Source organism: Bradyrhizobium sp. IC3123, from assembly GCF_020193625.1.
Taxonomy (GTDB): Bacteria; Pseudomonadota; Alphaproteobacteria; order Rhizobiales; family Xanthobacteraceae; genus Bradyrhizobium; species Bradyrhizobium yuanmingense.
On record NZ_JADYVF010000014.1, the window covers coordinates 126,197 to 146,687 of the forward strand.

Annotated in this window: 13 protein-coding genes and 3 pseudogenes; 4 read left to right on the forward strand and 12 right to left on the reverse strand. The window is 58.1% G+C overall.

The annotated features are described in order from the left end of the window. Window positions 1–8: 8 nt before the first annotated feature. The 5 genes and pseudogenes from I6F20_RS32015 to I6F20_RS32035 form a co-directional block, all read right to left on the reverse strand. The gene (locus tag I6F20_RS32015; RefSeq protein WP_225129620.1) at window positions 9–593 is read right to left on the reverse strand and encodes a HyaD/HybD family hydrogenase maturation endopeptidase; all 585 of its coding nucleotides are present in this window, start codon (window positions 591–593) and stop codon (window positions 9–11) included. Between the two features lie 11 nt (window positions 594–604). Continuing rightward, window positions 605–1,309 carry a Ni/Fe-hydrogenase, b-type cytochrome subunit gene (gene cybH / locus I6F20_RS32020; protein WP_225129654.1) on the reverse strand — a complete coding sequence of 235 codons (705 nt, stop codon included), beginning with the start codon at window positions 1,307–1,309 and terminating at the stop codon, window positions 605–607. A gap of 4 nt (window positions 1,310–1,313) precedes the next feature. Then, window positions 1,314–3,104 (reverse strand): nickel-dependent hydrogenase large subunit, encoded by a 1,791-nt coding sequence (locus tag I6F20_RS32025; protein ID WP_225129622.1) that lies wholly within the window; start codon window positions 3,102–3,104, stop codon window positions 1,314–1,316. Between the two features lie 13 nt (window positions 3,105–3,117). Further along, the gene (locus tag I6F20_RS32030; protein WP_225129656.1) at window positions 3,118–4,218 is read right to left on the reverse strand and encodes a hydrogenase small subunit; all 1,101 of its coding nucleotides are present in this window, start codon (window positions 4,216–4,218) and stop codon (window positions 3,118–3,120) included. Between the two features lie 876 nt (window positions 4,219–5,094). Continuing rightward, a pseudogene (locus I6F20_RS32035) lies at window positions 5,095–5,783 on the reverse strand (molybdate ABC transporter permease subunit). 1,141 nt (window positions 5,784–6,924) lie between these two features. Between I6F20_RS32035 and dctA the strand changes: the two are divergent. The 4 genes from dctA to I6F20_RS32055 all read left to right on the forward strand — a co-directional run bounded on the left by dctA (window position 6,925) and on the right by I6F20_RS32055 (window position 13,159). Further along, the gene (gene dctA, locus I6F20_RS32040; protein ID WP_225129623.1) at window positions 6,925–8,235 is read left to right on the forward strand and encodes a C4-dicarboxylate transporter DctA; all 1,311 of its coding nucleotides are present in this window, start codon (window positions 6,925–6,927) and stop codon (window positions 8,233–8,235) included. A 1,095-nt stretch (window positions 8,236–9,330) separates the two neighbouring features. Further along, the gene (locus tag I6F20_RS32045) at window positions 9,331–12,006 is read left to right on the forward strand and encodes a PAS domain S-box protein (RefSeq protein ID WP_225129624.1); all 2,676 of its coding nucleotides are present in this window, start codon (window positions 9,331–9,333) and stop codon (window positions 12,004–12,006) included. Next, the gene (locus I6F20_RS32050) at window positions 12,003–12,686 is read left to right on the forward strand and encodes a response regulator transcription factor (protein ID WP_225129626.1); all 684 of its coding nucleotides are present in this window, start codon (window positions 12,003–12,005) and stop codon (window positions 12,684–12,686) included. The genes I6F20_RS32045 and I6F20_RS32050 overlap by 4 nt, the downstream gene beginning before the upstream one ends. Window positions 12,687–12,772: 86 nt before the next feature. Continuing rightward, window positions 12,773–13,159, forward strand: coding sequence for a response regulator transcription factor (locus I6F20_RS32055; RefSeq protein ID WP_225129628.1), 387 nt, complete (start codon window positions 12,773–12,775; stop codon window positions 13,157–13,159). A gap of 917 nt (window positions 13,160–14,076) precedes the next feature. On the opposite strand, the gene I6F20_RS32060 is transcribed toward I6F20_RS32055, so the two are convergent. From I6F20_RS32060 to istA, 7 genes and pseudogenes are all read right to left on the reverse strand, one after another. Next, on the reverse strand, window positions 14,077–14,904 hold the full coding sequence (locus I6F20_RS32060; RefSeq protein WP_225129630.1) for an Effector protein NopP: 828 nt from the start codon (window positions 14,902–14,904) through the stop codon (window positions 14,077–14,079). 457 nt (window positions 14,905–15,361) lie between these two features. Next, on the reverse strand, window positions 15,362–15,706 hold the full coding sequence (locus I6F20_RS32065) for a hypothetical protein (protein ID WP_249781959.1): 345 nt from the start codon (window positions 15,704–15,706) through the stop codon (window positions 15,362–15,364). Window positions 15,707–16,111: 405 nt separating this feature from the next. Further along, window positions 16,112–16,867: pseudogene (locus I6F20_RS32070) on the reverse strand (beta-L-arabinofuranosidase domain-containing protein). Further along, window positions 16,831–17,085, reverse strand: a complete 255-nt coding sequence (locus I6F20_RS38035; RefSeq protein ID WP_345944108.1) for a beta-L-arabinofuranosidase domain-containing protein — start codon at window positions 17,083–17,085, stop codon at window positions 16,831–16,833. Before I6F20_RS38035 ends, I6F20_RS32070 begins: the two are co-directional and overlap by 37 nt. A 9-nt stretch (window positions 17,086–17,094) precedes the next feature. Beyond that, a complete protein-coding gene (locus I6F20_RS32075; RefSeq protein WP_225129631.1) occupies window positions 17,095–17,343 on the reverse strand; it encodes a hypothetical protein in 249 nt (82 codons plus the stop codon). Continuing rightward, window positions 17,340–18,152, reverse strand: coding sequence for an IS21-like element helper ATPase IstB (gene istB / locus I6F20_RS32080; protein WP_225129633.1), 813 nt, complete (start codon window positions 18,150–18,152; stop codon window positions 17,340–17,342). Before istB ends, I6F20_RS32075 begins: the two co-directional genes overlap by 4 nt. Next, window positions 18,149–19,659, reverse strand: a pseudogene (istA, locus tag I6F20_RS32085) (IS21 family transposase). The gene istB and the pseudogene istA overlap by 4 nt, the downstream one beginning before the upstream one ends. Window positions 19,660–20,491 lie beyond the last annotated feature (832 nt).

Consider the following 20,491-nt stretch of genomic DNA (forward strand, 5'->3'; position numbering starts at 1 on the left):
GCGGGCCGCTAGATCGGCTGCGTCCTCATCTCATAATTTGCATGGTCGATATTGTTCGCCAATAGTCGTTCTGATGCAGGCAGCGGCGCGGTCCGCGGTTTTGCCGGCGAGTCCCACTGCGCCAGGAGTTTGCAAGCCAGTTCAATCGCAGGCGCAATCTGAAAGCGTACCGGGGCAGTCAGCGGACCGCCCCAATGCTCCAGGTCCAGCGGCTGACAGCCGATGAGAGCGAGCTCTCGCGGGCGGCGGCCAAGCAGGTCGGCCGCACTCAAGACCTCCTGAAAGCCGGTCTGATGCAGGCTCACCTTCTTGGCGGCGGTAAATTTTGGCACTTCGTCATCTCGCACAAGCTTCAACTGCCCGGGCAGTAATCCATAGTCGATAGCATCGAACACGATCAGGCAATCGGCCTGCTCAAGAAAACTAATGAGGTAGAGCCCCTGTGTGCCGCCATCGAGAACGGTGACGTTGTCATCGATGGCATAGCGGCGATGAAACTCCTCGACCACCCGCACGCCAAATCCCTCATCGGCCCACAAGATATTGCCGATGCCGAGCACCAGAATCCTCTTCTTGGTTTCCGGATTCAGCATCCGCCTCCCAGTCAATCGCGAGACCCGCGCTCACCCGATGGACTAGATGCTCCGGCGCGACATGAGTCTTCACGGATCACCGCGTAGATGTGGACCAGCGCAAAGGTCACGATCACCCACAGGCCGAGATGATGCCAGGTATGGACGTCCTGACTGTTCGGCCAAATTGAAAATACCCAGCTGAACAGCTTGTACTGCCAGCTGTCAGTGCCTGCACCTTGCCCATAAAGTGCAAATCCTGTGACAACCATGAACGTGATCGTCTGCGTAAACATAAAGAACATTGCGAGCTGAGCAAGACGGTTGCGCCCGACGCGCCTCTCGGGCTCAACTGTAAGGAACGCATACGAGCGAATCTCGTGGTAGACCTCGCGCCAAAAGCACCTGCGCCAGAGCGGCACCCAAAAGATCTGCATGGCATGCGCATTTCCCATTAAAGCCCAGTAGATTCGCAGAAGAAAGCCGGTACTGAGCACATATCCCGCCGAGAAATGAGCAAAGCGGATGTAGCCGAACAGGAAATTGCCGGTTGCCTCTCCCGACATCGCCGGTGTCCCGGTTCCATTGAGATAGCCGGTTAAGCTCAGCATCAGAATGGTCGCGGCATTGACCCAATGCCACAGTCGCACCGGCGCGGAGGCGATGCCACCGCCGATCCTGCCTTCAGTCGGTGCCGCATCGACGGCGGCAAGGAGCTTCCGAGCCCTGTCCGGCATGCCCCTAACGAACATTGACTGAAGCCATTTCCTGGCCATCAGGACTCATCACATGGGTCGAGCAAGCCAAGCATGGATCAAAGGAATGGATCGTGCGCAAGATCTCCAGGGGCCGCTGCGGATCGGCCATCGGGGTACCGATCAGGGAGGCTTCAAAGGCGCCAATATTGCCCTTGGGATCGCGAGGAGATCCATTCCACGTCGTCGGCACAACACATTGATAATTGTCGATCTTGGCGTCCCTGATCTTGATCCAGTGCCCAAGCGCACCGCGCGGCGCCTCAGTGAACCCGTAGCCCTTGGCCTCCTTGCGCCAGGTTTCCGGCTTCCACCTGCTGACATCGGCAGTTGCCGTATTGCCTGCCTTGATGTGGATTACCAGCTTATTCTGGAAATAACGCATCTGATGCGCCGCCCACTGGCATTCGAGCGCTCGCGTCGCAGTACGGCCAAGCGTCGAGAACAGCGCACTCAGGGGAAGATTGAGCCCCTTGAGCAGTCTCTCGGCGGGCTCCTTGAACTCGGCTTTGTCTTGCGCATAACCGATGATGTATCGCGCTAACGGCCCGACCTCCACGGCGTGGCCGCGCCAGCGCGGCGCTTTGATCCAGGAATACTTGCCGCCCTCGTCGAGTTCCTTAATATCTGTCTTGCTGCCTTTGAGTTTTGGCCCAAGTTCAAAACTCGGCTCGGTGAGACCGTCCCAGGGATGCAGTCCGCAGCAATCGCTGGGGTATTTATACCATGAATGCGGGACGAATTCCTGGATCTGCTCGGGATCACCATGGTCGATCGGCAGTATCTCCTTGAGATTGCCACCAAGAATGACCCCTCGCGGCAGCTTGAAGCTTTTGGCGGAACAGTCATTTGCGTTTTCGGGGATGTCGCCATAGGACATCACGCTTTTGCTCGAAAGTCCGCCGCCATGGAGCCAGTCCTTATAGAACGAGCAGATCGCGGCAATGTCGGGCAGGTAGACCTGCTCGACAAACTCGATCGAACGGTCGACGATCGAGGACACGATGTTCAATCGCTCCATATTGATCGCACCCACCGCACCAGTTCCGTCGACGTTGATCGCGCAGGGCACGCCGCCGACCAACCAGTTCGGATGCGGGTTCTTGCCACCATAGATCGCCTGGATCTTGACGATCTCCTTCTGAAAGTCGAGCGCTTCTAGATAATGCGCTACAGCCATCAAGTTCGCTTCCGGTGACAGCTTGTAGGCCGGATGCCCCCAATAGCCATTCTTGAACGGACCGAGTTGGCCTGATCCGAAGAATTTGGTGAGCCGGATCTGCAAATCCTTAAAATAGCCAGGGGACGATAGCGGCCAGGGCGAGATAGACTGCGCGAGCGCGGAGGTCGACTTGGGATCGGCCTTGAGCGCGGAGACCACGTCGACCCAATCCAGCGCGTGCAGGTGATAGAAATGTACGAGGTGATCATGCACGAGCAGGCACAGCTGCATGATGTTGCGGATCGAATTGGCATTCTCCGGAATCGCAATTCCTAGTGCATTTTCAACCGCGCGCACGGAGGTGAGCGCATGGGTTCCGGTGCATACCCCGCAAATCCGCTCGGTGAACGCCCAGGCGTCGCGCGGATCGCGCCCGCGCAGGATAACTTCGATGCCACGCCACATCGTGCCGCTTGAGACCGCATTGCGGATCACATTGTCTGAATCGAGATTGGCTTCGACACGCAGGTGGCCTTCGATCCGCGTCAGCGGATCGATGACGATTCGCCTGCCGGAACGATCGAGATTGAACCCATTCGGTGTCTGGACGGCCACCGTCGCCCCCTCCTCAAGTCGATTTGCTTTTGTGGGCTGCGCGATCCCGCTTGTGGGTCAACCGCTTCGCGGCGGTGAGCGCCGCGTGGGCAGCGACGGTTAGCCCAACTACGCCGGCAGCGGCCATGCCGATCTGGTCGGCGTTCGCCTCGATGCCGAACTGCTTGATGGTTGTGAGGCGGTCGTAAAATGATCCCTTATCCCAGAAGCCGTCTTCGGAGCAGCCGAAGCAGCCGTGGCCGGATTGAATCGGAAATGAAATGCCGCCGTTCCACCGAATGGCCGAACAAGCATTGTAGGTGGTTGGCCCCTTGCAGCCCATCTTGTACAGGCAATAGCCCTTGCGTGCGTACTCATCGTCCCACTCTTCGACGAATTGGCCAGCGTCGAAATGGGAACGCCGATAGCACTTGTCGTGAATCCGCTCGGAATAGAACATACTGGGACGGCCTTGGCGATCGAGCTCCGGAAGCTTTCCGAACGTGGTCATGAAAGTCAGGAGGCCACTCATAACCTCTGCGATAGGAGGGCACCCGGGCACCTTGATGATCGGCTTGTTGGTGATCACCTTATCGATCGGCGCCGCGCCAGTCGGATTGGGCTTGGCCGCTTGCACGCATCCCCAGGACGCACACGTGCCCCAAGCGATGACCGCCATGGACTCTTCCGCCATGTACCTGAGCTTTTCAACGAACGGCTTGCCGCCGTCAATGCAGAACATGCCACCCTCGTTCAGCGGCGGATTGCCTTCGACGGCGAGCACATACCTGCCTTTGTACTTGGCACGAGTTTCCTCCAGGATGGCTTCGGCCTGGTGTCCTGCCGCCGCCATGATCGTATCGTCATAGTCGAGCGAAATCATCGACAGCAGCGCGTCCTTGATCAATGGATGGGCCGAGCGGATAAAGCTTTCCGAGCAGCAGGTACACTCGAGCCCGTGCAGCCAGATGACGGGCACACGCGGTTTGGTCTCTAGGGCGTTGGCAATTCTGCCTGCGGCGAGCGGACCGAGTCCCAAGCTCGCGGCAGTCAAACTGCAGAATTTGTGGAAACTACGACGCGTGATACCCTGACGTCTGATCACGCTGTAGAACGTTTCTGTTGCACCACCCATTAAGCCTTCCATGTGAGTTGTCGTCGACCGAAACGAATTACTGACGTTCAGCAAGAAACAAGCCACAGCAGCGAAACACTTGACAGATGGCACGCCACCGCTTCTGGATTTGATGACAGTCGAAACCAGCCAGCGAGCCACGAGCTGCGCCATTGATCTGTCATGCTAATGGTGTCCGGTTTTGGACATCGATGTGATCAGTTCAACAGAGCGACACGATGGTTCATCACTGCACGGTGACTACGTCCTGCTCGCTCTTGCAGACGCGACACTCATGCCTCATGCCGATTGTTGAATAGAATTGGTGCAGTTGACGGGGACCGCACTGCCCCTGGGGCGCTTAAAGCCGCTCATAGTCGCAACTGCGCAAGCAGCCCGTACCAAAGCGGCTGTCGAGCGACGAAGAGAAGCCGCAATGTGAGCCCCGAGGCGCACGCAGCGTTCGCTTTTTAGGTCTGATCGACCCGATCTGCCTTCATTCAAAGCGGCTCGCCGCACCGCATCGCTGCATATTTTAGGCGAGAGCCTGGATGTTCAGAGCTATTACAGGAGCGTTCATCGCGCGAGCCGATCGATAGCAATGCGCGATCGTCTTGGCGCATCGCGATACCAAACCCGCTAAGAGCTTCTTCTCGATAGCGGAGGCGATCTCGTTATTGAAGCACTAGCGCGATCCGGCCGGGCGCTGCCGTCCACGACGAGATGCTCCTTTGGGTCGCAGAACAATTGTGTCCCGTAGGCGCCGGTCCAGGTGAACTCGCTAGACGAGTTCTTCGCTCGCGAGACCGCCAGTAAAAGCGTTCTGTGCGCGGTGGTTGCAGATCCGGCTTGCAATACTGCTGCTCGGTCGTGATCGGATGTGTCCGGCGGGCAAGCCTAGGACGGTTCAATGCCTCTCTTGACACAGTGTCTGTCGATGAGGGCTAAGGTGAAGATAGCCGCAAAGGCGAACATCACCATACCGCCGGCAACCACACTCGCTTCGCGCCAGCGAGACGCTTGGACGTAGTCTACGACGTGGGCTGACAAGACCTTGGTGCGCCCAGGAATGTTGCCGCCGATCATCATCACGACGCCGAATGTGCCGATCGTATGAGAAAACCCAATCACGGCAGCTTTAACAAACTCCAATCGCGCCAGCGGCCCGCTGATGGTAATGAAGGCATACAACGACGAAACGCGCCCTGTAGTTTTCAACGGGCAATCGCCATCGCAACAAAGGCGTTACGGATCGGCTGCACCACCAACGGCAGCGCCGAGAGGACCGATCCGACCACGATTCCTGCGAAGGTAAAAGCGAGCGTGCGCTCGCCCCACAAAGAGGCGAGGACGCCACCCGGTCCGTTGGGGCCGAGCAACACGAGTACGCAAAAACCGAGAGCCGTAGGCGGTAGCACTAGCGGCAGGGCGATCATCGTCGCCACCGCCTCGCTCAAAAGAGTCTTTGAGCGCGCCAGCCACCAAGCGAGGGGGACACCAATCAGGAGGAGGATCACGGTCGTCACGCTGGCGAGCTCAATCGTGAGCGCAACTGACTGCGAAATCTCTGCCGAAAAGACATCCATGTGGATCAGCCCAAAAGTGCGAGCAGGTCGCCGTGTCGGCCGAGTGAGCGCCTGCACGTCCGGCTCGTCCAGGGATGTGGCGCGGATCGCCCTTTAGTCGCGCGGCACTTCGTGGCGGCCGCCACATCGCGCGTCGTTTCTGCGAGCAACAGCAGCATCGCAAGCCTCATCGGCAACTCCTGTGACTGGGTCACTTCCATCCATCCGACGGCGGAAGCTCCTCGTTCGTCATCAGCAATTGCTGTGCCGCGTGCGAACTGTGGCGCGTTCTATGCTCAACGTGCGAAATTCGCATAGACGGCGACGTCACCCTGGCGTGAACCTAACGCTCTGTCAGATTTCTGGCATCTTTGTTGCCGAGCAGACAGCGACACGCCGCGCAACGAAGGGCAGATTTTGACGCCCCCAGACATGCTTGTTTGATTCGTCGATGGCTCAACCGCCGCACTCGCCGCGCTGGCAATGGAACGGATCTCAGCAAGACTGCCGTAAGTAACGGGAACGATCTAGCTGTAAGCTGCTTCTGCGACGCGGCAAAAGGCACGAGGAGCCGAGAGCGAAGGCCGCCTGCCGACCAATCTGCCTAATGCGCAGCGCTAGCACAGGCCTGGAGACAATGCCCCGTGAACGAGCCTTGCCGTTAGCGACAGCGCAGTGCATTGATCAAAGATTCTTCCGCGCAATCGAGTTCCTAAGCCAGGCTTCCATCGCGTGGATGCCTACGATCCAAACTATGAATTTTACCGATGTCACGTACTGTTGCATCCATCTCAGCAGTCGGCGTATATCGATCCCGCTAGAGCTTCGGGGCCGAGACGTGACTCCGCTAATGCGCCCAGCCGATGAAGTTACGAGTCACGCTAGAACTTTTTGTTCGACCTTGCGAACGCGGTCCGAGCACTCAAACCCATGCCGCCGGAGACAGACGGTTTGTCCGCCACTGCTTAGTCGGCGCACTTTGGGCATCTGGTGCAGATCTTGCTTAAGAGAAAGGATAAACGCAACTCGCCTGCCTTTGGAACGACGCGCCGACTCTCGGAACCGTCTTCAATCGCACACGGCTAAAATGAGTCTCGTATGACGCTGTCGCCTCTCAAAGACGCGGCGGCTCACATTCGACTATATTCGGGAAGGAAGCGTCATGACCACCATGTCAACTGCGGCGCCCGCGCGCGCGTCGCAAACTTGGTATAAGATTCTCTACGTGCAGGTGCTGATTGCGATTTTGATTGGCGCCATGGTCGGCTGCCTATGGCCGTCCGTCGCGACCAACGACTGGGTCAAGGCGCTTGGTGACGGATTCATCAAGCTAATCAAGATGGTGATCGCGCCGATTATTTTCTGCACCGTTACATCCGGTATTGCGCATATTCAGGATGCGAAGAAAGTCGGGCGCGTCGGCGTCAAGGCGCTGGTCTATTTCGAGATCGTCTCCAGCTTTGCCTTGTTGTTGGGCCTTGTTATGGGCAATCTGGTCCAAATCGGCCATGGTCTTGCGCTCAAGCCGGATGCTGCGGCGGTCGCCAATTACGTGAAGCAGGCGGAAGCCTCGAAGACCGTCGATTTCTTTCTCAACATCATTCCCGACACCGTGGTGGGCGCCTTCGCTCGCGGCGATGTTCTGCAGGTTCTCTTGTTCGCGATTCTATTCGGCTTTTCGTTGATGGCGCTCGGAAAGCGTGGGGAGCGTCTGCGCGGCATGATCGACGACGTCGCGCACGCGGTGTTCGGCGTAATCGCTATCATCATGAAAGCGGCTCCGATCGGCGCCTTCGGCGCCATGGCCTTCACCGTCGGCAAGTTCGGGCCGGCAGCACTCGGCAATTTGATCGGTCTGATCGCTCTGTTTTACGCGACTGCGGCGCTGTTTGTTGTGGTGGTGCTCGGTTTGATCGCGCGCCTCGTCGGCTTTTCAATCTTCAAGTTCATTGTCTATATCAAGGATGAGATTCTGATCGTGCTCGGCACTTCGTCCTCTGAAAGCGCTCTGCCGCAATTAATGGAGAAGCTCGAACGGCTGGGCTGCTCCAAGCCCGTGGTCGGCCTGGTGGTGCCAACTGGCTACTCCTTCAACCTCGACGGCACCAATATCTATATGACACTTGCGACATTGTTCATTGCCCAGGCACTCGGGGTCGAGCTCACCTTTGGCCAGCAGCTCACCATCCTGCTCGTTGCAATGCTGACGTCGAAGGGAGCAAGCGGCGTCACCGGCGCGGGCTTCATCACGCTCGCTGCGACGTTGTCGGTGGTCAATCCAGCGCTGGTGCCGGGCATGGCAATTGTGTTTTCGATCGATAAGTTCATGAGCGAGGTGCGCGCCCTTACTAACATCACCGGCAATGGCATCGCGGCCGTGTTCATATCTTGGTGGGAGGACGAGCTGGAGCACGCGACGCTGCAGGCCCGGCTCAACCAGCCCAACGTTTCCACCACTATCGACGCACGATGAGATAGGTCCCGGATCTTAACCACAGCCATTCGAAGACGCGTCAAATGCAAGCGCAGCCACATTTCTCGTAGTTCGAAGACACAGCCGACTTGACACGAGCCGGAACTTTCAAGGGCGATCTCCAGTGCGCAGATCTTGTCCCGCTTCGCCCCCCCCCCCGCAGCCGCCCTGAAAAGATGCCAGCCGGGCAAAAGAGCCGGAGCTTTTTAACGGTCATTATCAAGCGCGTCTTTCGCGTCAAGCTCCCGCCATCTGAACGCTTCTGCGACATTTTGCCGTGCCAGATAACAGGACTGCGACAGAACTTGTCCAGCCTGACGGACCTAGGTGTTGCTCCGCCTACAATTGCCAATGCGCGCGGTCACTGCACTGGCCTCGCCCAACCAACGACGTGGTAGCGATCTTGCTGACGCAACTCGTCATCCCTTGTTACGGTCCGTGCTGCCGCATTAGATCGTGATGGGTGTGATCAGCATGGATTAGATGGCACCTCGACGGAGCCATGCCGGCTCGCACACGGCTAGTGTTCGGTTCGGCGTCGTTCGCGCGCGCTCAACGGCTGACCGGAGACAAGTCCTCTCACCTAGGCGTGATGGCCCTCGGGCATGCAAGGCAGTCGCGTAACTTCGCCTTCGTATCTCGGCACGAGACGGTTGCGCTTTCTTCCGCATGCCGATCGCAACGGCGAGATGAATCGGCCGGCAGCTTGTCCCTGTTCTTTCCGGTTCGGCGAGGCGCGCCTGATTGTTTCGGCTCAACGTCTTGGCCGAACTGCAGCCGCTGTCCTCGTCCGGCTGGCGTAAGGGAGTTGTCCTCGGCTGCAGCCTCAAGCGCCTGCCCGGAGGTTATCGGCAGCGGAGGAAAGTAGACATCTCAGCTTCGATTCTAGGCGTGTCAGCGCGCGATAGTGGCCATATTGAAAGGTTTAGGACGACTATACGTATGTCTGTGATGCGTTTTTTCTTCGCGCGTGCTCAGTTCAGCAAGCAATCGATCTCGGAACCGCTCACAGCAGGTGCTGGTGCCGAGTATTGCCCCATTTTTGCCTAAAATGTTATAGCTCTCCCGCCGGAGAACAGGCCGGACAGTATCAAAATGCGTAGCCAGATCAGCAGTTTAAAGCGCTCAGCCCCTCAGTTTACCTTCGGCTCCATAACGCTGGCGGTGGTAACACTGTCTTGCTTGTACCTTCACGCGCATTTCGCCCCCACGGCGTTCGCCTATTTGTTAGTGGTGTTACTGTTTTCGTTGATGGGCAGCTTCATCGCGTCGTCCGCGCTTTGCATCGTAGCCGTTGCTGCTCTCGCTTATTATTTTGCGCCGCCGGCGTTCAGCCTGCGAATCGATGACCCCCAAGATCTGCCCGTGGTTGTTGCATTCTTTATTGCCTCGATTGTGGGAGCGCACCTGATCGGAAAGCTGCGCCAGGAAAGCGAGGCTGCGCGTGTGGCTGCGGCCAAGCTTCAGCGGAGTGCGGCCGATTTGGAGGATCGGGAAAAGCGGTGGCGCGCCATCTTCGAGCACAATCCGGCCATGTACTTCATGGTCGATGAAGCCGGCACTGTCCTCGACGTCAATACATTCGGCGCGACACAACTCGGCTATGCTCGTGCTGAACTGATTGGTCAATCCGTGCTGGAGGTATTTCTCGAGGAGGATCGCGCCTTCGTTCGTGAATGCGTTCGGACGTGCCTGGAGGATGTCGGACAAACGCGCACGTGGGACGTCCAGAAGGTCAGGAAGGACGGCTCGGTATTGTGGGTACGTGAAATCGCCAAAGCCATGCTCTGGGCGGATGAGCGGCCCATTATCCTTGTCGCCTGCGAAGATATAACGGAGCGAAGGCGGACTGAACTTGCCCTGCAGCGGAGCGAAGCACATTTGGCCCAGGCGCAGGAGTTGAGTCACACAGGCAGCTTCAGCTGGAACCCTGCTACGGGCGAGGCCTTCTGGTCAAAGGAAACATTTCGGATTTTCCAATTAGATTCTGAGACAGTGCCACCGGGGCCGCAGCTCGTCGTTGAGCGCACTCATCCCGATGATAGGGCTTCGGTTAAAGAAATTATCGATCGCGCGATGCGAGACCCGAGCGATTTCGAGCACGAATACCGGCTTCTGCTACCGGACGGCTCGGTAAAGCACATTCATGCGCAGGCACGAGCCACGAGGACAGCCTCTGGTGACATCGAGTTTGTTGGGGCAGCTACGGATATTACGGCGGCGAGGCGAGCAGAACAGCAGCTGCGCCGCAGCGAGGCCTATCTGGCCGAGGCCCAGCATCTCACTCACACAGGCAGCTGGTCCTGGGACGTCTACGGCCTAGATTTCGTGTATCGCTCCGCCGAGGTCGATCGTCTGTTTGGCTTTAGCCCACAAGAGCCGGTATCGATCGAGACCATTCGATCGCGCATCCATCCGGACGACTTGCCGCGGCTACAGGAGGTGCTGCGGCAGGCGATTGAACACGTGGAAGAACGGTTCGAGTATGATTTTCGTATTCTTCTGCCAGATGGCGGGATAAGGCGCATACACTCCGTTGCACACGTTGTCCTCGGCAGCGATGGTAATGTCAGCGAGCTGATCGGAACACATATGGATGTCACCGAGCAGCACGCAGCTAGGGAACGCCTGGAAAACACACTTGTCGCGCTGCGCGAAAGCGAGCAGCGCTTTCGCGACTACGCCGAGACAGCTTCCGACTGGCTCTGGGAAACTGGGCCGGATCATCGGGTCACTCACTTGTCCGAGCACACCAGCGCTGCGGGAATCTTGGCGACAGGATTGATGGGCCTGCTTCGCTGGGACATTGCTTGCGACACGGAAGAGGAACCCGAGAAGTGGCGTCAGCATCGGGCGACGTTGCAGGCGCATCTGCCGTTTCGGGATCTCATCTACCGTACCGTGAATCGAACGGGATCTCCGATCTATGTCCGTACGAGTGGCAAGCCATTCTTCGATGGAAACGGAACTTTTCTGGGCTATCGGGGCGTCAGCACTGACATAACGGCTCTCATTCGCGCTGATCAGGCCGAACAAGAGCTGCGAAAGGCACAAGCGGAGCTTGCACATGTCACGCGTGTAACGACGTTAGGAGAACTGACGACTTCCATCGCTCACGAGATAAACCAACCACTCGCCGCTATTCTCAACAACGCCGATGCGTGCCTCGGCTGGATGGCTCGGGAAGCTCCTAATCTTGCCGCCGCGCGCTCTTCAGTGGAATGGATCATCGAAGACGCAATCCGGGCAAGCGAGGTGATCCGCAGTGTTCGCGCGCTCGCGAAGAAAGGCGAGATTCAGATGGTGCCACTCGACATTAATGAGGTCGTTAGGGAGGTCATTGCGCTGGTAACACGAGAGCTGGTGAGCCACCGAGTGACGTTGCGAACCGAGTTGGCGGCCGCGCCGCCGAGGATCCTCGGTGACCGAATTCAGCTACAACAGGTGATCATCAATCTGGTAATGAACGGAATTGAGGCGATGGACGCAGTTACCGACCGGCCGCGCGAACTTCTAATTCGATCATCCAAGGACGATCTGGGGCACGTGCAGCTTGCAGTGGCCGATTGCGGCGTCGGGATCGCCGAGAAGGACGCTGACCACGTCTTGGATCCCTTCTTCACCACCAAGCCGAGTGGCCTTGGAATGGGCCTTTCGATCTGCCGTTCTATCGTGGAAGCTCATGGAGGGCGGCTATCGCTTCTCCAGAAAAATGAACCGGGCGCGACCTTCCAGTTTGTCCTGCCCGTACACAAGGAGGCCCTCCAGTGACAGGACGATTTGACTCGCCAGGTGAGGGTAGCAATGCCGAGGCCTCGACGAAGGCCATCGTTTTTGTCGTTGAGGATGACATCTCGGTGCGCCGCTCGCTTACGAACCTTTTTCAACAGGTAGGGTTGGAGGTCGTGGCGTTTGGATCGGCCCGTGAAATGCTGCAGAGCACAATTCCGGACGTCACAAGCTGTCTAGTTCTTGATGTCCGGCTGCCAGGCCTGAGCGGCCTTGACTACCAGACCGAGCTGGCCAGGTTGAACATACACATCCCGATCATTTTCATCACCGGCCATGGCGACATTCCCATGACCGTCAAGGCCATGAAGGGAGGTGCGGTCGATTTTCTCAGCAAGCCGTTCCGCGATCAGGAACTGCTTGATGCCGTGGTTGCGGCGACCGAACGAGATCGCAAAAGACGGGAAGCTCAGCGAACCGTCGTGAATCTGCAGTCTCTATTTGAGACCTTAAGCCCGCGCGAGCAGGCAGTGATGAAACTGGTCGCGGCCGGCCTAATGAACAAGCAGGTAGCCGGCGAACTTGGGCTCGCCGAGATTACGGTGAAGATTTACCGGGGTCACGTAATGAAAAAGATGCGTGCCCGGTCGCTGGCCGACCTGATCAGAATGAGCGAGACGCTGGGAATTCGCGTCGATCGTTCCGAACAAACGCAAGTATGATTTTACAATTCCATCACTTAAGCCCACTTTTCGCCGAAAGTGGCTAGCGCTTTGGCTGCCGCTGTACTGCGTCTGGAGGGCTCATCTTGTCCACGCCTTTGATTTCCGTCGTTGACGACGACGTCTCCGTCCGTGCGTCGACAGAAAACCTTCTGAAATCGCGTGGCTACGTCGTGCAGATATTTGCGTCGGCCGAGGCACTCCTGCGGTCGCCGTACTTGAATGAGACATCCTGTGTCATCACCGATGTGCAGATGTCGGCTATGAGCGGGCTGGAGCTGCTGGCAGAGATGCGGACGCGTGGTTACGACGCACCATTCATTTTCATTACAGCTTTCCCCAACGAGCGCGTGCGCGCGTCAGCCCTGGACGCCGGGGCGATTGGCTTCCTCGCCAAACCCTTTGCAGGACAAGCGTTAATCGAATGCCTCGACACCGCACTGAACGCGTATGACGGCCGGCGCGACATCTGATGCAATCCATCTGCGGCTTGGGTTGGTGTCCGATCTAAACGCTCCACGCGTCGATCTCGCCGCCGATCAACCTCTTCGAGTCAAAGATGCTACTTGCTCTAAAATCAAGCGAGCGAGAGGCCAATTGTCGCTTGTCGACACTTTAGCGACCATCGCCGGGCGGCTACATTGGTGCAGAACAACCTTATCGCTGCGAGTGCTGGAAGGGTACGCCAGCTCGACTCATTCTGCAGATCGACGTTCAATGTAATGCTCACCCAAAGCAATCGACGACCCTGAGCCCTTCTTAACTCGTCTGGATCGTTTCTATATGTTCTATTGCAGAGCGGAGCTGGCCGAGAGCGATCGACAAAGCAAGAGTTTGGCTGTTCGCAGCCGACTGCAGTGACGATGATAACGGAGCTTCGCCCAGGACAACCGCCGCGTGTCTTCTGTTGAGGCTTTTCTGGTGAAAGTGCTCTGCACGATGATCGTGCTCTCGGCGTCGTTATGTCCGTTGACGCATGCCAGCCGTCTTGCCCATCGGGCGCCGCTTCGCTGTGCATTTCCTTGCCCACCGACTCGCGGCAGGCGCCCACACCCTTACTACTTCGTAGGCGCCATCTGTAGACAACTTCTGGCTCCAAGCCGTCCAACGACTCGGCACAACACGCCCGGCCCTCGGCGGCCGGGCGCACTTTGGCGGCACCCCATCCAGGTCCTCTCCGCAGCGAGCATTGTCGCAATTGCCTTCCGCAGTGAGCCCCTACTTCCAAGGCTCAAACAAATCAGCAACCGCTAAGCCAAGAAGCACTCTGCGGACAGTATTCTGAGCCAACTCAGAGGAACTCTCAGCCGAAAAGGCGATAAACACAGAGGAGCCCGGAGCACGCTAGATTGGTCTACTCCATCGGGCCAAATCACCGGTGATCCCATTGTCACATAAAATCATCCTCATAGTCGTATGTTGAGGGGCTCGCTGAGATCTCGGTATCACTACCTTCACTGTCGTCAGCTTTGGAAAGATACCGCGCAGCAGTACCTTTGCGCTGCCATTCGCCGTCGCTATTCCTTACCCACTTATCTGACTTCGCTGGGTCAAGAACCATGTTGTCGGCGTCAACCTCGACGAATCCCATCTTTGCCGCACGGGCTCTTGCTTCCGAATTAGCCGGACGCAAATTGAGCAGCGGCTGTTTTCCGTCTAGTCGAAGCTGGTGCTCGAGCAGGATGTCGCCAGCGTTCTCGACAAGCGGATGAACGACTTGAAGATCCACAGTAGAGGTAGTCCCGTTGCGTCCAGGAAATAGCTTCTTCCACCTTTCGACGTCGAACTCGGTCATGCTGTCGCCGCCTTCCGTTCTTAGAAGTCCGACACTCTTGTTGCCCAATTGGTAGCTGAAGTATCGCGCCTTCTCGGAATCTCGGGTTCGCCCGTAGTCTTTGGCAACTTCGGCAGTTCGCCTTGCCTTGCCGGACACGAAGTCGGAGTACTCTTGGGGGTTGTTGGCGATTTTCATGATTTCGTCACCATGATAGGCCTCCGCGGCTTTTCGGAATGACTGACAATCCTTGAACTCTATTATGGGAGGGGTTGAAACGAGCGAATACGGTCTTGTTGCCGCAGATGAACTGCTACTGGAACCAGATTCGGCTAAGCGCATATTTGCGAACGCATCCGCAAAGATGTCCGCGTCCATTTGCTCATCAGTTTCGGCATAGTCAGAGGATTGGAAGTAGGACGAGCCATTGATCCGATTATACATGGCGATTGGTGCTCCCGTCGGACATACATTTCCGCATCTGTTTAGGCTTGTTAGGCCCAGCGGCGCTGATAGGGAGCCTGGCTTACCAAAACCTGACGTGGCCGCCCTCACGTTTGGCTTGTCATAGGGCTTCCTTTCGAACTACACGGCGGCACGCTCGTGCCATTGGCATTCATCAGGTTTGATGAGAGGCCGCGAACACCTCCGAGGAAGCTCCTTTATTGGGAATTGGGCCGATCGCTGGTTGACCTGCTGATGCCAATCGGATCGTACTCTTTTCGGAGTTCCGCCGCTTCATATTCGGATTTTTTCAACGTTCGAGTGGAGCTCGCGCACCGCCTTCCATAGATTGGCCGATTTCCAGACTTTGACCAACGATATCGCCTGCGCCAGAAAGGCCGTCTAACGTCGACTCGTGGAAGCGCGACCCGCTCGTCCGGCGTTAGCGCTCCTCTATTTAAATCCGCATTTCGCCTTCGCCACGATTATCCCAGCTGAACCACGGAATGAATGTCAGCCGCTGCGGTTCTAGCTGTCCAGGCGATTTGTCGTAGTTATAAAGCGCCGCTTCTTCAGAATGCGTGCGTTGCAACCGCGCCCCGTCCGCCTGCAGCATAATCTTGCCGTTAAAGAGACCTGTTCCTTCCATAAGGGAAAACCGGCTGTCTGAGTGAAGCCAAACGTTGTCTAACTCGGTCCCGTTGTCGGCCTCCTCCAGACAATAAATTAAGGGGCCACGCTGGATGGCCACCTTGCCGGCCAAATTGGGAAGTTGATGGCCGTATACGCGGCGCACTTGCATCGGCAGCGATAATTTGACGCGATCTCCCTGCTGCTACGCTCGGCGAATGTGCAAATAGCTCCTGCGCGGCTCGCAATTCATGGGCTCGCCGTTCAGGCTCGCCTGCGGCACGCTGTACCATTCTGGCAGCGCAGGGCGAGCGTGTGGGCAATTGGCGGCGCAGATTCGACGGCGATTTCTACCTCTTCTCTCCAGGGATAGCTGCCGCTTATCAGCTAACGCAGCGCGTGTCCGTCGACCGATATTGCTACTATATTACCAACGTAGAAATTTACATAGAGCGCATCGGTGCTGGGCGTGTAGATGTAATGACCAATGGATGTGAAAAGCCGTGCGATGTTCGGTGGACAGCAGGCGCAGCCAAACCAAGGTCGTCGCACCGGCGAGACATGATTGTAGATGCCATTAGACCTCAGCGTTTTTGGATGCATTTCGAGCCGTTAACATAAAAATAATGGCGCCCGTCGAACGCGATACCGCCGAGAGCGCGCGCTCCATCACGTCTGCATAGCGACTGTCCAGTTCCAACTCCAGCATACGGCGCGCGAACATCATCAAGCCAATCGACACGCAACTTTCCGCATACGCCGTATCATTCGGCAAATCGTAATCGCTGCTGTACGCTTCGCCGGCACTTTGCGAGCCGATGGCTCCGGTAATATAGATCTTGCGCTGAACCATGTTTTGCCATAGCCGTAGGCAAGTTTGGCGCTGCTGGTCGTTCTGGCGCAGACGCGCGAGATGAGCTACTGCCGTCATGAGGTATACAAAACGAACCGCATGACCTATTGCAGTCCTCTGCTCCGAAAGCGGCAACTGCGCTTGGCTGTACGCTTTGTTTTTTATCATCCAAGGCGTGCCGTGGGATTTGGCGACGCGGGATTGCTGGCGCTTCTCTTACTCAATGTCGTAGAAGTGCGGCTCCGTGCCACGTTCCTAGCCGTACAACTGATCGCGCTCTGGGCCAAAAACTGTGCCGAGGTGGTCAGCAAGCCTGCAAACGACCTCCAGCAATCGCCGTTTGCCAGTTGCCTGAAAGAACGCGACACCTGCTTCAATCAAGTGCCCCGCGCAATAAAGTTCGTGGCACTCCGCTAGGTTGGTCCAGCGCTCCTGAGGCGCGTTCATATGAAATAGGTGTTGAGATAGCCGTCGCCACATTGGGTGGCCGCCATCAATTCAATGAGCTCATCGGCCGCTTTCTCCTGCTCTGGATTTGGTGTCTGGCATAGCGACCATGCAGCCGCCTCAAGCCATTTTGCGACGTCACTGTCCTGAAAGACCGCGCCGTGAAACTCGCCCCTCGCACGTCCGGCGGCAACGCGGAAGTTCTCTACCGCGTGGCTCGGTATCGCCCCGGGATTGCGATCGTTTAGCACCTCCCATTGCTAGGGAATTGCCACTTCCCTGACCAGTTGCTGGCATTGCCCAATCAGCGGATCCAAGACTTCTTGATTGTGAAGATCGACTTCGGCCACATTTCTCTCGTTCCTCCTTGCCGTGTTGTAGCGCGCCAATCTGGGTAGGAAGTGCGCGGCGATCAGGATGGCGAGGCAGTGTCGCGGCCCGATGATGATTGCCGCGATGATTGTCGCGCGCAAGAGTTTTGTTGAACTCTGATTGTCGCGCAGCGTCAATCAGCGACGGTTTTAGGTGTCGCGTGCGATGGCGGCCGTCCGGGTCCGCGTTTTCGTGCGAGGGCGGTCCGTCTGCGATAGCTCTCGACGTTCATCTCGACGATGGTGGCGTGGTGAACGAGGCGATCGATAGCGGCGAGGGTCATGGCGGGATCCGGGAAGACTCTGTTCCATTCGCCGAATGGCTGATTGGCGGTGATCAGCATCGAGCGGCGCTCGTAGCGTGCACTGATGAGCTCGAACAGCACGCTGGTCTCGGCCTGATCCCTGGTGACGTAAGCGAGATCATCAAGGATCAGGAGATCGAAGCGATCGAGACGATTGATGGCCGCCTCGAGGTTGAGCTCGCGTCGCGCCAGCTGGAGCTTCTGCACGAGATCGGTGGTGCGGGTGAAGAGGACGCGCCATCCGTTCTCGATGAGGGCCAGGCCAATCGCTGCCGCCAAGTGGCTCTTTCCGCCGCCGGGCGGGCCGAACAGGAGCAAATTGGCGCCCTTGCCCAGCCAGCTGTCACCGGCGGCGAGCGCCATCACCTGCGCCTTCGAGATCATCGGCACGGCTTCGAAGTCGAAGCTGTCGAAGGTCTTTCCGGCGGGCAAACGTGCTTCGACAAGGTGTCGTTCGATCCGACGGCGGCCGCGTTCGGCGATCTCGTGCTCGGCGATGGTCGCGAGGAAGCGGCCGGCCGGCCAGCCTTCCTTGTCGGACTGTTCGGCAAATTGCGCCCACAGCACCTTGATGGCAGGCAGCCGGAGCTCATTGAGCAACAGATTGAGGCGCGCGGCATCAACCGTGTTCGTTACGCTCATGCGGCACCTCCGGTCTCGGCGGTACCGATGAGGCATTCGTAGGTGGCAAGCGGCACGAGCTGCACCACGACGTTCGGCAGGTTGGCGGGATCGGGGGCGAAGTGAGCACGTAGCCGGTTGAGGTCGGGCAGTCGGCCGGCCTCGAGGTCGGCGGTGAGCTGATCGGCGAGTTCGGTCTCGCAGCCGCGCTCATGAGCGAGCGCGAGGAGATCGACCATGATCCGGCAGGCTTTTTTGTCCGGCAAGCGTTCGCGCAAGCGATCGAAGGTCTTCCGATAGGCATCGCGCGGGAACAGCCGATCTCGGTAGACCAGATTGAGAAGCGCCATCGGCTTGCGCCGCAGGGAATGGATCACGTGCCGATAATCGACGACCTGGTCGTACTTGCCATTGGGATGCGGCCGCCCACGCGGCAGGGTGACGAGATGGGTGCCGCCGACGAACACGTCGAGACGATCATCGTAAAGGCGCACCCGCAGCCGGTGACCGATCAGGCGCGATGGCACCGTGTAGAACACCTTGCGCAGGGTGAAGCCGCCGGACGATGTCACGCGGACGATCACCTCTTCGTAGTCGGAGGTGCGCCGATCGGGCAGCTCCTGCAACACCACGCGCTCGCTATCGATCCGCTTGGCGTTGCGGGCATTGCGGCGGCTGACGATCTCGTCGATGAAGCCGCGATAGGTTGCAAGATCGTCGAAGTCGACAGTTCCGCGCAGCAGAAAGGCGTCCGCGATTGCTCGCTTGAGATGACCGTGGGGCCCTTCGATCGAACCATTCTCGTGAGCAACGCCTCGATTGTTGCGGGAAGGCCGCATGCCGTAATGGGCACAAAGGGCCTCGTATCGCTGCGTCAGATCGTCCCGTGCATCACGATCGAGATTGCAGAATGCGGCCGACAGACTGTCGGTCCGATGCTCCCGCGGCGCCCCACCGAGCGACCAGAGGGCATTCTGCAGGCCTTCGGCCAAGGCAACGAAGCTCTCGCCGCCAAGCACGACGTGGGCGTGCTCGAACCCGCAATAAGCCAAACGGAAGTGATAGAGACGATGATCCAACGGTGCACCCGCAATCGTAACACCCAACTCGTCCATGTCTGTGAAGTCGGAGAGGCCGAGTTGGCCAGGCTCGTGGGTTTGGCGGAAGATCACCTCCTGCTCCTCGCCGTGGATCGCCCGCCATGCACGGATCGTTCCAGGGTACGACGGATACCGCTGCCGAGATCCGGATGACGCCGTAGCATCTCCTCGAACACCGCCACCGGGCGTAAGCCAGGTGCCGCCTTCAGGATCGGGACGATCTCGGTCTCGAACACGTCGCTCAACGGGTCCGGCGGTCGCCGGCCGCGGGGCGCCTTCCTTTGCGATGGAAATCGGGGGTCTCTCTCGATCAGATAGGCGGTCGACGCACTGAATGATGCCTTGGCCGCCGCCACTGGCGGGCTATCGGTCTGACGGTACTTCATGTAGAGCCTCATCTGGTGATCTGTGATGTGTCGGCCGGGCACGCGAGTGATTGCTCTTGGCGGAAGAACCACTTGCATAACCCCGCTGGCCGCGATCACCAGTCGGCGCGGTCCTCCTCGGGATCGCGCCGACACTGGGCTCGTAACTCCGGTCGGGCTACGCCCTCCCTACGTCACGAGCCCAGCGAAACTCTCTCACCTTGATTGACGCTGCCTTCCATCCTGATCGCCGCGCGACACCGTGTGGCGAACGGAGCCTAGTAAGCCACCTCACCACGATTGCGTCGTTGAGGTTGTGGCTCTGAGATTTTGCGGCTGCACACTCGTAGTCTCGGTGCGAGGGTTCAAACGATAGAAATGGTGAGGCTGCCCTAAGGCGCCACACTCCCAGACGCGCGTTGACAGCAGTCGTTCGACGAGGGGGGCAGCAATTCCCGTGCCGATTATGAGGACCGGTTCTTCTGGCAACCCGATCTGCAGCTCCGCGGAAGGAACCCGATGCGATCGCTGGCCCACCAACCGGATTTGGCGGTCGTGCTAATCCCACGTCGTCGCAAGGCTAGTCCATCCTGCTATACGAGCGGGTGACTGTCGCTGGATCAGACAGTGGCCAATAGTACTCGCCTGCCGCATATACAGCCAGGGGCGCCGCGTCCTTCCGGTGCGGCGCCCCCTGCACTTGGTTTTGGGCCCTCACCTTGCGCGGGAATGTCAGTTATCTAACAATCCATTTGATGACACGTATCAGTGAAGTGGACCCCGGGAGCAGGACCACTGACGCCGCCTTCTTAGTTGGAACTCTCGCCGCTCCGATTTTCTGATATGAGGCCGCGAGGGCCTCTGTCTGCGTCTGTTGTTGAGGTTGTGGGCATGT